The sequence below is a fragment of the Crocosphaera chwakensis CCY0110 genome, from assembly GCF_000169335.1.
Taxonomy (GTDB): domain Bacteria; phylum Cyanobacteriota; class Cyanobacteriia; order Cyanobacteriales; family Microcystaceae; genus Crocosphaera; species Crocosphaera chwakensis.
This window is the reverse complement of record NZ_AAXW01000013.1, coordinates 32,742-48,787: the sequence shown is the minus strand read 5'-3', so window position 1 is coordinate 48,787 and position 16,046 is coordinate 32,742. Positions and strand designations below refer to the sequence as shown.

The 16,046-nt window shown below is 39.8% G+C and carries 14 protein-coding genes; 7 read left to right on the top strand and 7 right to left on the bottom strand.

Translation table 11 applies throughout. The features are described from left to right. Positions 1-4: 4 nt before the first annotated feature. Positions 5-1,900, bottom strand: coding sequence for an NAD(P)H-quinone oxidoreductase subunit F (locus CY0110_RS10250; protein WP_008275345.1), 1,896 nt, complete (start codon positions 1,898-1,900; stop codon positions 5-7). Positions 1,901-2,096: 196 nt separating this feature from the next. On the opposite strand from CY0110_RS10250, the gene CY0110_RS10245 reads away from it, so the two are divergent. The 6 genes from CY0110_RS10245 to CY0110_RS10220 all read left to right on the top strand — a co-directional run bounded on the left by CY0110_RS10245 (position 2,097) and on the right by CY0110_RS10220 (position 8,560). Next, entirely contained in the window at positions 2,097-3,791 is a 1,695-nt protein-coding gene (locus CY0110_RS10245; RefSeq protein ID WP_008275344.1) for an NAD(P)H-quinone oxidoreductase subunit 4, read from the top strand. Between the two features lie 824 nt (positions 3,792-4,615). After that, positions 4,616-4,927: a carbon dioxide-concentrating mechanism protein CcmK gene (locus CY0110_RS10240; protein WP_008275343.1), complete on the top strand. Its 312-nt coding sequence runs from the start codon at positions 4,616-4,618 to the stop codon at positions 4,925-4,927. Positions 4,928-4,991: 64 nt separating this feature from the next. Continuing rightward, positions 4,992-5,327, top strand: a complete 336-nt coding sequence (locus CY0110_RS10235) for a carbon dioxide-concentrating mechanism protein CcmK (RefSeq protein ID WP_008275342.1) — start codon at positions 4,992-4,994, stop codon at positions 5,325-5,327. 23 nt (positions 5,328-5,350) lie between these two features. Continuing rightward, on the top strand, positions 5,351-5,650 hold the full coding sequence (locus CY0110_RS10230) for a EutN/CcmL family microcompartment protein (RefSeq protein ID WP_008275341.1): 300 nt from the start codon (positions 5,351-5,353) through the stop codon (positions 5,648-5,650). 71 nt (positions 5,651-5,721) lie between these two features. After that, the gene (locus CY0110_RS10225) at positions 5,722-7,725 is read left to right on the top strand and encodes a ribulose bisphosphate carboxylase small subunit (protein ID WP_008275340.1); all 2,004 of its coding nucleotides are present in this window, start codon (positions 5,722-5,724) and stop codon (positions 7,723-7,725) included. Positions 7,726-7,834: 109 nt separating this feature from the next. Beyond that, positions 7,835-8,560 (top strand): LbetaH domain-containing protein, encoded by a 726-nt coding sequence (locus CY0110_RS10220; RefSeq protein ID WP_008275339.1) that lies wholly within the window; start codon positions 7,835-7,837, stop codon positions 8,558-8,560. 184 nt (positions 8,561-8,744) lie between these two features. On the opposite strand, the gene CY0110_RS27945 is transcribed toward CY0110_RS10220, so the two are convergent. The 5 genes from CY0110_RS27945 to psb34 all read right to left on the bottom strand — a co-directional run bounded on the left by CY0110_RS27945 (position 8,745) and on the right by psb34 (position 14,055). After that, a complete protein-coding gene (locus CY0110_RS27945; RefSeq protein ID WP_008275338.1) occupies positions 8,745-9,974 on the bottom strand; it encodes a HEAT repeat domain-containing protein in 1,230 nt (409 codons plus the stop codon). A gap of 314 nt (positions 9,975-10,288) precedes the next feature. After that, positions 10,289-12,745, bottom strand: coding sequence for an endonuclease MutS2 (locus tag CY0110_RS10210; protein WP_008275337.1), 2,457 nt, complete (start codon positions 12,743-12,745; stop codon positions 10,289-10,291). A gap of 159 nt (positions 12,746-12,904) precedes the next feature. After that, entirely contained in the window at positions 12,905-13,222 is a 318-nt protein-coding gene (locus CY0110_RS10205; protein WP_008275336.1) for a sll1863 family stress response protein, read from the bottom strand. A 120-nt stretch (positions 13,223-13,342) separates the two neighbouring features. Further along, positions 13,343-13,660: a sll1863 family stress response protein gene (locus tag CY0110_RS10200; RefSeq protein WP_008275335.1), complete on the bottom strand. Its 318-nt coding sequence runs from the start codon at positions 13,658-13,660 to the stop codon at positions 13,343-13,345. A 68-nt stretch (positions 13,661-13,728) separates the two neighbouring features. Then, positions 13,729-14,055 carry a photosystem II assembly protein Psb34 gene (gene psb34, locus CY0110_RS10195; protein WP_008275334.1) on the bottom strand — a complete coding sequence of 109 codons (327 nt, stop codon included), beginning with the start codon at positions 14,053-14,055 and terminating at the stop codon, positions 13,729-13,731. A 190-nt stretch (positions 14,056-14,245) separates the two neighbouring features. Between psb34 and CY0110_RS30390 the strand changes: the two genes are divergently transcribed. After that, a complete protein-coding gene (locus tag CY0110_RS30390) occupies positions 14,246-14,422 on the top strand; it encodes a hypothetical protein (RefSeq protein WP_008275333.1) in 177 nt (58 codons plus the stop codon). A 103-nt stretch (positions 14,423-14,525) separates the two neighbouring features. On the opposite strand, the gene CY0110_RS10190 is transcribed toward CY0110_RS30390, so the two are convergent. Further along, positions 14,526-15,959: a DUF4335 domain-containing protein gene (locus CY0110_RS10190; RefSeq protein ID WP_008275332.1), complete on the bottom strand. Its 1,434-nt coding sequence runs from the start codon at positions 15,957-15,959 to the stop codon at positions 14,526-14,528. Between the last annotated feature and the right edge of the window lie 87 nt (positions 15,960-16,046).

The window sequence follows — 16,046 nt, the reverse complement described above, 5'->3', positions numbered from 1 at the left end:
ATTTTTAATGAAAAAATCCTGACCAAAACTCAGTAATTACCGACCATTGACCATTCAACATAAACCACAGTAAAAAACTAACTGCGATAAAAATTGTCAGTATATAAAACTGCGATTGACCTGATACATTATACTTCAAAGCATTACCACTAAAAATGGTAAATAAACTAACTAAATTAACCATTCCATCGACTACATAGCGATCAAACCAAGCTGTTATTTTAGAAATATTAGCTACCAATGCCACTACGGTAAACTCATAAACTTTATCTAAATAAAAGTCATAAGCAAATAAATCTTGGAAAAAGCGTAAATAAAGATTAGCCAATCGTTCCCAAGAGCGACGAATAGGACGAAAAATGCCCACTAAACAGCCTAATAAACCCGACAAAATTAACAAAGGAATTGCCCATTTAACAGCAAAAGAATTATTATTCACCACAGGACTAACTTGGGATAACCACAACGGCCAGCGAATGGGAGCTAAAGGAGCAATTAAAGTAAAAATAGTTAACGTCACCATTGGAACCGCCATCGGCCAGGGAACCTCGGGCGCTCGACGTGTTTTCTTCTGAGGAGTCCCCAAGAAAACAGAGCGAAAAATACGGGTTAAATTAAAAGCACATAGAGCATTAACAAACACTAAGATCGCTAATAACCATAACGACACATTCCAAGAGCCATCAAACCATTTTGCCCAAGTCCAAAACATCCCCATCGGCAACAAGGCTACCATTCCAGCAGAGCCAACCACAAACGCCGTAGTTGTAGCAGGCATTCTTGACCATAAACCCCCCATTTCTGTTATATTTTGGTCACTGGTGGTTAAAATCGCTGAACCTGCACTCATAAATAATAAGGCTTTGGCGATCGCATGGCTAAACACCAACAGAAAGGCAATATCCACATGGCCCAACCCCACAGCAATAAACACTAACCCCAAGTAAGCACTGGTAGAATGGCACAACGCCCGTTTAATATCAATTTGGGCCATTGCAATTAAAGATGCACCAATAGCGGTTACAGTCCCTAAAACAATCAACACATCAGAGGCAATAGGGGACAAGGTAAACACGGGTTGTAGCTTAATTAAGACATAAGCTCCAGCAGAGACAACAATGGAGTTTCGCATAATTCCCGCCGGGTTTGGCCCTTCCATAGCCTCATCTAACCACAAATTTAACGGAAATTGAGCGCATTTACCTGTAGGGCCAGCAATGAGAGATAATCCTAATAATGTAGCGGTTAAAGGGGGTACTGGGTCAGTTAACGCCCAATTTTCTAATTCTGAAAAGGTTAATCCTTCTCCATAACTCGATAGAGCCACTAACCCCATTAACAAAATAATATCCCCCACCCGTTTCGTCAAAAATGCGTCTCTCGCTGCGGTTACTACCAAAGGTTGAGCATACCAAAATCCCACTAATAGATAAGTTGACAGGGTTAAAATTTCTAGTAGTCCATAACTGAGGAGTAAAGAGTCACTAAGAGCGATTCCTCCTAAAGCAGCTTCAAACACTCCCATTAAGCCAAAAAAGCGAGCTAAAGACCAATCTTTCTCCATGTAGCCTAAAGCATAGATTTGGGCTAAAAGACTAATCCCTGTGATTAATTCTAGGGCCCCTAAACTCACAGGGGATAAATCCACCGATAAGAATAAATCTAAATCAGCCACACTTAGCCATTTGAAAACTAATTGTTCCGTTTTTCCTTGCCAAATTAAACTAAAAGCGATAGACCCATGAACAAAGGATAATAAGGTCATTAATAGGTTCAAATAAGCAGCAGGTCGAGGACCTGTACGCTTAATCATTCCTAAAGACCACGGTAACGTTAATAACGCACCGATTAAACCGTAAAACGGAATTAACCAACTACTGTGTAATAAAAAATCATTCATCATTTATCATTAATTACATTTAATTTTGAATTGATCTTGACCCTTCCTACCAAACTTCATATTTAATCGTGAATCGTACCATCTTTATCCAAGGATGTTAACTAACCCCTAGAACAATATTAAAAAATAATAAACTAATCTTGACAAAATCTAATATAATGCTGTTACTTAGCCTTAGTATTTTTGATAATAATTGATGATATTAACTTCATTTCCTTGGTTAACTGCGATCATTCTCTTGCCGCTAATGGCCTCTTTAGTGATCCCTGTGCTGCCGGTGAAAGACGGTAAACAAGTACGGTGGTATGCCATAGGAGTTGCGATCGCTGATTTTGTTTTGATGTGTTACGTTTTTGCCCAAAATTATGATACGAGTAACTCTAATTTCCAGTTAGTCGAAACCTATCAATGGTTGCCCACGTTAGGACTGAGTTGGACTGTTTCGGTGGATGGCATTTCCATGCCTCTTGTCCTTTTAGCTGGACTGGTAACCACTCTTGCCATGTTTTCCGCTTGGCAACTAGATCATAAACCCCGTCTATTTTATACCTTGATGCTGATGTTATACGCAGCACAAATTGGGGTTTTCGTGGCTCAAGATGTCCTTCTGCTGTTCATCATGTGGGAATTAGAACTGGTTCCCGTCTATCTCCTTATTTCCGTTTGGGGAGGACAAAAACGACAATACGCAGCTATGAAATTCTTATTATATACAGCGGCCGCATCCATCTTCATTTTAGTTGCAGCATTAGCAATGGCTTTATACGGAGGGGATAATCTAACTTTCGACATAGTTGAACTGGGATTAAAAGATTATCCTTTAGGACTCGAATTATTACTTTATGCGGGATTATTAATTGCCTTTGGTGTAAAATTAGCGGTTTTTCCCCTTCATACTTGGCTGCCTGATGCTCACGGAGAAGCGTCAGCCCCTGTATCGATGATTTTAGCCGGTGTACTTTTGAAAATGGGAGGCTACGGATTAATTCGCCTTAATATGGGACTATTATCCGATGCTCATATTTATTTTGCTCCCATTTTAGCCACATTAGGGGTAGTGAATATTGTCTACGGGGCTTTAACTTCCTTTGGACAGACTAATATGAAACGTCGTTTAGCCTATTCCTCCGTGTCTCACATGGGCTTTGTTCTGTTGGGAATTGCCTCTTTTACCGACTTGGGAATGAGTGGCGCAATGCTACAAATGCTTTCTCATGGTTTAATTGCTGCCCTACTATTCTTTTTAGCCGGTGTTACTTACGATCGCACCCACACCCTCGCATTGAATGATATGGGGGATATTGGGGAAAAAATGCCCAAAGTATTCGCTTTATTTACTGCCGGTGCGATGGCTTCTTTAGCCCTTCCTGGGATGAGTGGCTTTGCCAGCGAAATCGCCGTTTTTCTCGGTTTTAGTAATAGCGACATCTATAGTTCTAATTTTCGCACCGTTACCGTCTTTTTATCAGCAGTCGGTGTTATTCTTACCCCCATTTATTTACTGTCTATGCTACGACAGTTATTTTATGGCACTGGCAAAATTCCAGTCTGTGTTGTAGGGGATACGGTACGACAAAAAGATTATCAAGATAATCAGGAAACCATGTGTTTCGGAACTAACTGTGTTTTACCAGAACAAGCTGACTATAGCGATGGTAAACCAAGAGAAGTATTTATTGCTCTTTCTTTCCTCGTGTTAATTATTGCTATTGGTATCTATCCTAAGATAGCGACACAGTTATATGATGTGAAGACGGTCGCTTTAAATACACAAGTTCGTCAATCTTACACCCAAATCTCCCAAGAAAATCCTAAAATTTATGCCAAAGGTTTGCTTTCACCTAAAGTGAAAACTTCGGAGAACGCCTCTGTTGTAGCCACTATAAAATAATAGGATGATTCAAAATTCACCGATCAATAATTATCATAAAAAAATTAATAAAAGTAGTTTTTAAATTATGATAATTATGTTGGTAAAGAATCCCAAAGAGGTTGTCTTAGCAACCTCTTTTAATATTAAAAATATTTTCAACATTTTTTAAAATAGTAAGTCTTTTTTGAAAAGTGAAAAATCAAGAATAACTGTAATGCCTTGCAACGAAAATAATTATTAATGATTAATGATTAATGATTAATTAATAAAACTATAATCACTCAGACAAATGAAAAGATGACTGAGATTACAACCTAAAAAAATTAGACAATATAAAAAAAGTCATCTCTGAATAATCCGCAAAAGTAAAAATAGACACTAGACTCCTCAATTCCCTGTCATCGGTTGATTGAGGATTTTTAGTTCTCATGATGAAGAAATTATAAAACAGTCCGATCCCTCAGAGCAAGACTCAGTCAGGGATACAACAAAAATCTCTCCAGCTTTGACCTTAACTATTAACTTTGGTTAACCATCAGATTAGAAAATATCATGGCGGTTTATATTGTCAAAGGGGCCAAGTTTCTCTATTGTTTATATAGAAGGTTGATAAGTTAGCTACCCCCGTGCAAATTTTTCGCCTAGTGTTTGATACTAGAAGGATAATGTTTGACGCTAGATTAGATCTTTAAAGCTATTAGGTAAATATATCTATTAGCTTGACGCTTGTCCAGTCTAAAAACAATTTTTCTAATGGCTAAACCAATCAAACAAAAGAAAAATTTCTGGTAGCTTCTCATTAATTAAATTTAGTTTTGGCCTTAAAGCGAGGATAATTAACAATGCCAATTGCCGTTGGAATGATCGAAACAAAGGGCTTTCCTGCTGTCGTAGAAGCAGCAGATGCTATGGTAAAAGCAGCCCGTGTTACCTTAGTGGGTTACGAAAAAATTGGAAGCGGTCGTGTTACGGTCATTGTGCGGGGTGATGTTTCAGAAGTGCAAGCGTCAGTCTCTGCGGGTATCGATGCCGCGAACCGAGTCAATGGAGGAGAAGTTCTGTCTACTCATATCATTGCCCGTCCCCACGAAAACCTCGAATACGTTCTACCCATTCGCTACACCGAGGAAGTAGAACAATTTAGAGCTTATTAACCGTCTTTCTCTGGCAAAACGGTTAATTAAACAAACACTCATTCGTTATTAGGAGAAAAAACTCATGTCAATTGCTGTTGGAATGGTAGAAACTCTCGGTTTTCCCGCCGTCGTCGAAGCTGCTGATGCTATGGTAAAAGCAGCCCGTGTTACCTTAGTGGGTTACGAAAAAATCGGAAGTGGGCGTGTTACCGTTATCGTTCGCGGTGACGTTTCTGAAGTTCAAGCCTCTGTTTCTGCTGGTATTGACAACGCAGGCCGGGTAAATGGGGGACAAGTCTTATCCACCCACATCATAGCTAGACCTCATGAAAACCTCGAATACGTTTTACCTATTCGTTACACCGAAGCAGTAGAACAATTCCGTGAAAGTGTCAATCCTGTGCCTATTAGACGCTAAATAAACAGTAATTCGCCAATATAATGCAAATTGCCAAAGTTCGAGGTACTGTTGTCAGTACCTACAAAACCCGCAGTTTAACTGGAACCAAGTTCTTATTAGTTCAGTTTATGGACGCTCAAGGAGAACCTATCCCTAAATACGAAGTAGCCGGTGATTTAGTCGGTGCAGGGATTAACGAGTGGGTATTGGTATCAAGAGGCAGTGCTGCTCGCATCGACGATGGTATGGAGCGCCGTCCCCTAGATGCGTTAGTGGTAGGAATTATTGATACGGTTACGGTTGAAAATAATCGATTGTATAGCAAAAAAGACGAACAATGAAGGGTTTAACTTCATTGATAGTCTGCTAATAACTGATACTAAATTATTTAAAGAGGAGGACGAAAATTGTCATGGTAGTCCGCAAAAGGGCGGCACCCCCGACACCTTGGTCGCAAACCCTCGCAGAACCCAAGATAGACGATAGTGCATTCGTACATTCTTTTTCTAACCTCATCGGTGATGTTCAAGTAGAGGCTAATGTTTTAATTGCCCCAGGAACATCTATAAGAGCCGATGAAGGAACCCCATTTTATATTGGTGAAGGAACCAATATTCAAGATGGGGTCGTCATTCATGGACTAGAAAAAGGGCGGGTGATAGGAGATGACGGCCAAGAATATTCCGTTTGGATTGGTAAAGAAGCCTGTATTACTCACATGGCTCTGATCCACGGACCGGCATATATCGGGGATGGCTGTTTTATCGGGTTTCGCTCAACCATATTTAACGCTAGAGTCGGTCAAGGCTGTATCGTCATGATGCACGCCTTGATTCAAGACGTAGAAGTTCCCCCAGGAAAATACGTCCCCTCTGGTGCTGTTATTACTAATCAGCAACAGGCTGATCGCCTTCCTGAAGTAACAGACAGCGATCGCCACTTTGCTCATCATGTGGTAGAAGTTAACGAAGCCCTACGAGTCGGGTATCAATGCGCTGAGAACCAAGCCTGTATTACCCCTATTCGTAAACAGTTAGGAAAGTCTATAAAAGACATTAATCAGAGTGATTATAGAAATTCGGTGACAAGTATGAGTTTAAGTTCAAACATTGTAGCGCAAGTACGCTCTTTGCTGTCCCAAGGGTATTCCATTGGGGCAGAATATGCCAATAAGCGTCGTTTTAAAACCAAATCTTGGTTAACCGGCGGAACCTTTGAAGGTCGCGCCGATCAAGTTTTAGCAGATTTAGAGGACTTTCTACAAGACCATCAAGGGGAATATGTACGCCTGTTAGGGGTTGATACCGGTGCTAAACGTCGTGTCCTTGAACTGATTGTTCAACGACCAGAAGACACGCCAGGAGAACCCAGTCGCATTACCACCACCAAGAGTAAAGTGGATCTCGCTCCTGTCCAAAGTTCTAGTAACGGTAACGGCAAGGTAGGCAACGATATCGCCTCCCAAGTTCGTACTTTATTACATCAGGGATTGACAGTTAGTACAGAATATGCAAGTACCCGTCGTTTTAAGACAAAATCTTGGTTAACTGGCCCTGCAATAGATAGTAAGCGAGAATCTGAGGTAATCAACGAATTACAACAACTTTTAGCCGAACATCAAGGGGAATACGTCCGTTTAATCGGCGTTGATCCTAATGCCAAGCGGAGAGTTTCCCAAACCATTATTCAGCGTCCAGGAGAACCCGGCACCGTTCAGAGTAATAGTAAGGTAGCTTCTCCTCGCGCAAGTAAAAGAAGAGTAACCTCTGGTAGTGGCGGTTTAAGTTCTGATGCGATCGCTCAAGTTCGCTCTCTACTCTCCCAAGGTTACAAAATTGGTACAGAACACGCCAACAAGCGTCGTTTTAAAACCAAATCATGGCAAAGTTGCTCTCCTATCAATAGCACCCGTGAAAGCGAAGTCATTGCGGGTCTAGAAAACTGTTTAGCCGAGCATCAAGGGGAATATGTTCGCTTAATTGGTATCGATAGCAAAGCCAGAAGAAGGGTTGCAGAAACTATCATTCAACGGCCTGAAGATGCCCTAAGTAATCGAAGCAGCAGAACAGCAACTGCCACAGCTACCGCTTCGGCACCGTCTAAAACCCTTACTTATTCTAGCAATAGCAATGGAAATGGCCGGGTTGCCACCAGTAATTTAACTAGCGAGGCCGTTACCCAAGTGCGTTCCTTACTCTCCCAAGGTTATAAAATCGGCACAGAACACGCGGATAAGCGTCGTTTCCGTACCAAATCATGGCAAAGTTGCTCTCCCATCGACAGCACTCACGAAAGCGAAGTCATTGCAGCCTTAGAAGGTTGTTTAGCTGAGCATCAAGGGGAATATGTCCGCTTAATCGGTATTGATCCTCAAGCCAAACGGCGCGTCTTAGAAACCATTATCCAACGTCCCTAAGAATGGGGTGGTGAAGTGGTGAGGTGAGCAGGTGGTGAAGAAATTTTAATCTCATCATCTTCTCATCAATACCTCCCTTCTCACGTCATAAGCTATTTAATATAATCTGATGCCTTTACCCCTTATTCAGCCACCACGTCACTCAGAAGTTTCGATCACTGGTGAGGTTATTATCCATGAGGGTGCTGTTGTTGCACCTGGAACAATTTTGCAAGCTGCGCCTAATTGTCGTATTGTCATACACTCAGGGGCTTGTATTGGTATGGGAACCCTGATCAATGCTTATAAAGGAGACATTGAAATTGAATCCGGCGCTATGTTGGGGGCAGGTGTTCTCATTGTTGGTCACGGTAAAATTGGTCAAAATGTTTGTCTCGGTTCTTGTACAACCGTCATTAATACTTCTATTGAGTCAGGAACCACCATTGAAGCTGGATCATTAATGGGTGATACTTCTCGTCAGTTTCAAGAAAAAGAAAGTCAGTCTCCACCAGCAATAAAAGCAGATGATAATGGTTTTGGAGACAATGGTCATTTAACTGCCAATGATCAAAAGAAAGCATCTCAAACTGATACAACTAATCATAATAAGCCTGGATTTGTCGAAGAAATGGAAGATTTGTGGGCAGATTCAGAACCCGAAATAGAAGAGGTGACAAAAATTCCTGAAATTCCTGAAATTCCGACAAAATCGAATAGTCCTGCTGATAAAAATAACGCCCCTGTAGTGGGTCAAGTTTATATTAATCAATTATTATGTACTCTATTTCCTGATCGCCAAGCTTTTAATCAGGCTCAAAATAATCCTCCTTCACAAGACGAAAACAATGAGTAAGGTGAGTTGGTGATGTGCTGCTCACTCTCAAGAGATCAAAAAGCTTCTAGTTAGGATTGTAGGCGATCGTTGAAGTAACGAGAAGAAAAAATCTATTGATAAAGAAATAATACTAATTCTTCAAAGTGACTGGAGAGTTAATATAGTGAAAAATGAAAGATAACAAATGCACGGTCAGCAACACCTATAGATTTTTAATTTCGGGATACTTATCAATTATTTTCGCAAGAGCTTCTTTTGCTGTCTGTCGAACTTCTTTATCCCTATCTTGTAAAGCTTTAATTAAGGGTTTTGCTGCTTTTTTATCTTGAATTTCTCCTAATGCCCAAGCTGCTGTTTTTCGAGCTTCTTTCCAATTATCTTTGAGAATGTAAATTAAAGGGAAAGTAGCTCGTTGGTCTTTTAATTGACCTAAAGCTTTGGCTGCACAAATCCGACTAAAAGCATTTTGTTGAAAAAGATTATTATCTTGTAAAGCTGTAATTAAAACAGGAACGGCTCTAATGTCTCCCAATTCTCCTAAAATTTTTGGTAGTCCCGTCTCTAATTGAAAGTAGTAAAAATTATCTGTGTCTTGTTTGTATAACTTTCCATCTAGATAAGCTATATAATTTCTTTTAAAGTTTGGATCTTTATACGCATCAATTAAATTAGTTAGCCAGTGAATTAAAAAGGAAACAGTTCTTAAATCTTTAAATTTAACAAGCCCAGATATAATATGTATCCAAGCTAATTCAGAGAAAGGTAGTTTTTGGAGAACTTGTAAGGCAAACTCTCTAAGTTCAGAATTATATTTGTACCAGATTTGATTTTCTAATTCGTCGCACTGATCTGAAGTATATTTACAATCGAAAACAATTCCTGCTTCTTGGCATTCAGCTATGGTTAGCATCAGAGATGTTAAGCTACTGTATGTAGATATAATATTCATTTCTCCTTCATCAAAGCTATCAAAAACCACAAGACTTAGTCCTTCTTTTATATTGAGCCAAAGACTTCCTGAACAAGTCCAATCTATAGTATAAAAAATAGGTAATTCGTGAAAGCTTTGCAAATACTTTACCTTTGTGGGTAAAGGGAAAGTGTTAGCTGATAGATTTGTCTGTTTTCTGAGATTTTTTAAGTAGATTTTAACGACTTCCGGTAGAGGTCTAAAAGTCCATGGAGTCATTACAGGAGAAAAGATAGCCGCGTGTTGATCTTCATACTCTCCCTGTCTAGAACCATTGCGCCATTGATAAAGTTCGGAGACTTCTAAGGGAAGTTGAAACGGCAAATGTTTAGCTATGGTGTCTATCTCATCTTTTGATAATCCAGGTTGTAAATACTGAAGATCCTGCGTATTGTACTGTTTTGCCCATTTTTCTTTTGCTTGTAAAATTCGGTTGAGAGTTTTAGTTAATTCTGAAGCCATAATTTTATCAATTAAAATAATTCAAATCCACTGATTGTTCCTTTGATACTTTTATCTATAGTATTTAGTGTGAGCATCCTGCTCACTATGCTGACAATACAGCAGGTAAGTTTTCTCTTATTTCTATTTGAATTAACTATAAAACTCATTACCTTGCTTTTGGTTCTGATAGTTTTAATTGAAGTATTTATGTAGCAAGCAATGAGAGGGTTTTCGAGGTAGTTGTAGGAGTAATAAAATGAATTGATGTTTTCAAAAGAAGAATATTGGCCTAGCCCTTTATATTTTACTGAAGTTTCTTGACAATATTGAACTTACTTAAAATAAGCCAATGTCACCCCGGAACCCCCTTCTTTTTGAGGAGCCAATTCAAAGCGCGCAATCTGAGGATGACGCTTCAAAAATTCATGAACGCCTTGACGCAATTTACCCGTACCTTTACCGTGAATAATCCAGATTAACCCTGACTCAGTCGCTTGGGCGATCGCATTTTCTAAGTCAGCTTCTGCTTCTGCGACACGGTTTCCTCGAATATCAATGGTATTTCGAGAGGTGCGAATGGTTGGTACATCTTTGGGTTTAGACGGTGACGGTGGTGGTGTTACTGCTTGTTTTTTCTCTTTAACTTTGGTTTCTACTTTTTGACCATCTAATGATTCAATATCCCTAAACGAAACAGTCATTTTCATCAGTCCAAACCGTACCATAACCTCTTCATCTTCAGGGGAAACATCTAATACTTCGGCGGTTTGTCCTAAGTTAGAGAGGCGAATTTTTTCCCCGACTTTGGGCTGATAACTAACAGTTGGTTTTGCTTTTTTGGGTAACTGTTTTTGACCAATGTTAGTAATGGCTTCTGTTGCTTGTTGAGCTTTTTGGCTACTTTTTTTCCCTTGTTGTAAATTACGAATCACTTGAGCAATCTCTTCTTTTGCTTCTGCGATCGCTTTTTGCACTTCTTGTTCTTGATGTCGTTTTAAGTCTTGTTCTCTTTGTTGTAAAGCCGTCGCTTTTTCGGTAACTTCGGTATAAAATTTCTCTGTTTCTTGCAATAATTTTTGGGCTTCAAGTGCCTTTTCTTCCTGTTCTCTGCGTTGCGCTTCTAACCCTGCAATGACATCGTTAACATCTTGAGACAGTCCCCCAATACGGGTTTTAGCCTCTTCTACAATTTCGTGATCCAAACCCAGACGTTGAGCAATACTTAGGGCATTAGACCGCCCTGGAATACCCCACAACAAACGATAAGTCGGGGAAAGGGATCGATCATCAAATTCCACTGATGCGTTCTCAAAGCGCGAATCTTCGTATTTGAGAGCTTTTAATTCTCCGTAATGGGTAGTAGCAATGGTTAATCTGGCATGATCAGCTAAATGGTGCAATAAAGCGATCGCCAATGCACTTCCTTCGGCGGGATCAGTTCCGGCACCTACTTCGTCTAGGAGTATTAGGGATGGGTGTGGGGTGTGGGGTGTTTCAGATAAAACTGATCCCTGATCCCTGATCCCTGCTTCTTGCTCTCTGCTTTCTGTTCCCTGATCTAACGCTTCTAAGATACGAACAATACGACGAATATGCCCAGAAAAAGTGGATAAATTTTGTTCAATTGATTGTTCATCCCCAATGTCTGCTAGAATTTGCTTAAACCAAGGTAACTCTACTGGTTCTTTGGCAGGAACAAATAAGCCTACTTTGGCCATCAAAGCAGCTAACCCGACGGTTTTCAGGGTGACAGTTTTTCCGCCAGTATTGGGTCCGGTAATAGCAATAACGCGAATCTCTGGGTTAATTTGCACGTTAATGGGAACGACAGGTGATCCTTGTTCGTGTCTTTCTTGCCAGACTAATAGGGGATGATGTAACTGTCTGAGGGTGATGGTTTCTTTATCTTCTATGAATCTTGGGGCGTTTCCTCCTAACCAGAAACTATAACGGGATCTAGCGGTGGCTAAGTCTAAAATTGTGGCGATCGCTAGTAAATATTCTAAATCTTCGGCTACTTCGGCAACTTGTTCACTTAGCTGACGTAAGATCGCTTCTTCTTCTCTTTCTTCTTGTCGTAAGTATTGACGACGTTTATTCCCCATCTGTACGACGGAGTTAGGTTCGATGTAAAAGGTTCCTCCTGTACCAGAAGTGTCGTGGATAATGCCTGGAATTTGCTCTTTTTGGGCAGCTTTTACGGGAAGAACAAAGCGATCGCCTCTTTGGGTAATCACTGTTTCTTGAATCGCTCCTCCTTTTTGCTGCATAATATTTTGCAGTTTCTGGTAAATTCTATCTCTATTTTCTTTAAGATTATGACGAATTTCTCCTAGTTTGGTGCTGGCGCGATCAGCGACTTTTCCTGCTTCGTCTATGCAATGATGGATTGTTTTTTCTAGTTCAGGATAGGTGCGAATGTCGGCGACTAATTCTGTTAATGTGGGTAGTTCTTCATAATCTTCTATTATTCTTCGTAACCGTCGCATTCCTGCTAAGGTTGTGGCAATATTAAGCAGTTCTTTTCCTGAAAGATTACCTTTTAGGGTTGCTCTTTTTAGGGAGTCTCCTACATCGGTAATGCCTTCAAATGTCCATTTTATTTCTAAATTTTGTTCTAGACGGTAAATTTCTTTTGTTTGTTCTAAAAGTTCTTTACTTTCTTCTAAACTGGTTGGAATTGGTAAATTACGGGCTGCTGTTGCACCCATTTTAGTGGCTGCAAAGGTTGCTAACTGTTGGCAAAGACGAGGCCATTCTAGTAAATTTAAAGTTTCTTTGTAAATCACTTTCTATTAAACTCAAAAACTCATAAATCCTATGAGCTAATTCTATTTATTATCGTAATTGAATTCATAGAGATTCGTCAACATATATAGGTAGAGATAATACCCATTCAATGGGTATTATCTCTAATACTAAAGATCATAATCTAGCTAAACATGGACTTATTGAAACTTTTTCATAGCATCTTCAAAAGCCATTTCTAAGTCTTTCCAAGCTAATTCAAATCCGGTTTGGATATCTTTCCAAGCGTCCTCTCCTGCTTTTTGCAGTTCTTCTAATTTATTAAAGGCTGCATCTCTTTTTGCTGTTAACTCTTCGATTTGACTGTGGTATTCAATTTCAGTTTCAGCTTTAGCTTGTTTAGCTTTAGCTTTCATTTCATCAATTTGAGCGTTGAATTTCTCTAATTGAGCCTTAACTTTTTCTTCGTAAGCTTGTTTACTTAGGTTTTGTTCGTTTGTAGGTAATTGAGTAGACATATATTATTATTCTCCTTATATCTTGTTGTATCTTGTCTAGGATGTTAACTATCAAAGCAAAGGCTTTATCAAGGAAAAACCTATTGCTTCAATGATTGCAAATTTCAGAAAATAGAAGTATTACTGAAACTTTTTAGTAGCGTTTTCAAAAGATACTTGCAAGTCTTTCCAAGCTAATTCAAATCCTGCTTGAATATCTTTCCAAGCGTCTTCCCCTGATTTTTGCAGTTCCTCTAATTTATTAAAGGCTGCATCTCTTTTTGCTGTCAACTCTTCTATTTGACTATGATATTCGATTTCAGTTTCAGCTTTAGCTTGTTTAGCTTTAGCTTTCATTTCATCAATTTGAGCGTTGAGTTTCTCTAATCGAGCCTTAACTTTTTCTTCGTAGGCTTGTTTACTTAAATTTTGTTCGTTTGCTGGTGTTTGAGTAGCCATATATTCTTATTCCCCTTGATTGTGTCTACGAAATTTTATGATTTTTGGATTTTTGAATAAGTAGATAGTTAACTTACACTAAAAGCAATACAAATTAAACTAATAACAAAAGTTGCAGCTAAACCACCTAAAATAATATAGGCATATTGTTCTTTGGGAGTGGGATAGGTTGCTGCTGTCATAGGAGGCGTTACAGGATAATTATTAATTAATCCTTCTTGGTCAACGGTGTATCCGTCTGTGGATATATCGTCTTGTTGTTTAATTTCTTTTCTTTTTTCTTCTTGAGTTCCTTCTCTTTCTCTCCTTGCTGCTACGTCAGCCGGAATTAATTCACTACCATCACTAACATCGTTATTTAATGTTTTAGTGTCGATTTCTGGGTTGTTTGCCATAGTCTGTTCTCCTATGTTTATAAATAGTAGGCTTTGTACCTGTTGTTACCAATATAGGACAATATTTATACTTTGTCAAGTTTTTGTACTAACAAAGTAAAGAGTAAGTACATTCACTGTGTGACAAATCAGAATATGATGTTACGATCTTGTTAAAACAAGTAAAGGACAGTATTAGTAAAAAAGAAACATGGCTAGAACAAAACCAAGGTCTGACAAAGTATTAACCATTCGTCTTCCTGAGAGGGACTTATTACGTTTAGAGGCGTATTGTATGGAAGATGGTAAAACCAAGACCGAAGTAATCAGACAGTTCATTCACAGTTTACCTGCAAATGAAAGTTCAACCCCACAAAAAGCAGGGTGATTTTGAGTAGGGAGCAGAGGGAGCAGGGAACAATGATTGATATATCTTCCCCCCGCTACCTCTATATCCCGTGATCTTATCACTCCCCATACTCTCCATCCCCTTATTCTAAAAGGGTTTTAACGGTTCCATTGGGAATAAGAACTAAGCGAATGGTTTGATTATTCACTGTTTCGAGAGGAGAAACAAACTGAGATCCTGGAGTAGGAAAAGGAATTTGAGACAGATAAATAGAGGCTGAACGACCGAGAGGAACCGTTTCCTTGAGAGAACCATCTTCTTGAACAATGAGACGATATTCTAAGGTTTGCTCTAGATTTTCAGGAGGTTGCCACCGTTGCTGGAAATACTCACGGGCTTGGGCAACTTGGGGAATTGCATCGAGAAGAGTAGTTTTTGGGGGAGGTTTTGGGACAACCTTAGCTTCTGGAGACAATAACTCGTCGGGAATGGTGACTTGATCCCGATTTGCTGTTGCTCCTGACGATGGGGTGGTATTCCTCGCTTGTAACGTCGGGGGTGCAGGTAGTGTTGGGTTTTGGAGCAGTTGGTTGACCTGTTGTGGGGGCAAACCAGGCATGATGATAGGGGTTTCTCCATTGGGTAAAAGATGCTGTGGTACCGACTCAACTGTCCCCGAAGCATTAGACTGGGCAGTGTTGGGTTTTGGTGGGGCTGGAGGAGCTACCGGTGGGGGTGGTATGACTCGTAACGGAGGTGCTTGAATAGCAACATTGGGGTTTCGCGGTGGCGGGGCAACTTGACCAATTTCTCCAGGGGGTGGTAAAGGGTCACGATTAGCCAAGGAGGGGGCTAAAGAAGGTGTAGGGAGAGGAGTTTTTGGGGGGGGTGGTACAGGGGGTGATACATCCAGAAAAGGAAGGGTACTGTCTGCGGTTTCTGTGGTGTCATCAGTAGGATTATCCGTTGTCGTCAGTTGTCTAAACCACTTCACTCCAACCGTAGGAATGAGAATGGCCAGGACTGCGACAGTACCTGTGGCGATCCAAACCCCTAGACTTTTCTTTAAAGGAGTTTTTTTGCCATGAGCTAGGGTAACAATGGTTTTATTGTAGGCTTCTAGAGCATTTACCAGGTCAAATAGTTGGGACAGCGATAAGGTAACAGAGGTATGAGAGGATTGAGATGCTAATGATCCCAAGGCTAGATGATGAGAAAGTAAGCCTTGAGAGGATAAAGAAGGGGTTGCGATCGCTTCTGGATTTGTTATTTTTTGATTGTTTGGGGAGAATTTTTCTTTTGGGCTTCCTTCGATATAAGAAGCGGTATGATGCAGGAAATTTTTAACATAGGTTTGGACAACGTTACGTAATAATTCAAGTTGAATGCGATCGCCTTTAACCGTCACTTGGTCTTCTTCTAAGAGTCGAGGATCATCAAATTGTAGTTCAAACTCAATACTATCTAAAGAGATTAATTCGCCCCAACGTGATAGTAAATGACGTTTATCCCATAATTTCAAGGTACAAGTAGGAGGGGTGTAGGTTTGTAGGGGTGTATTATTAAATAACATCATACAATTGGTTTAAATATAATTGGTTTTGAGTAGAGGAGTAATGATTTTTATATTGGATCTTGAATAATCAATTAATTTAATAAAGGC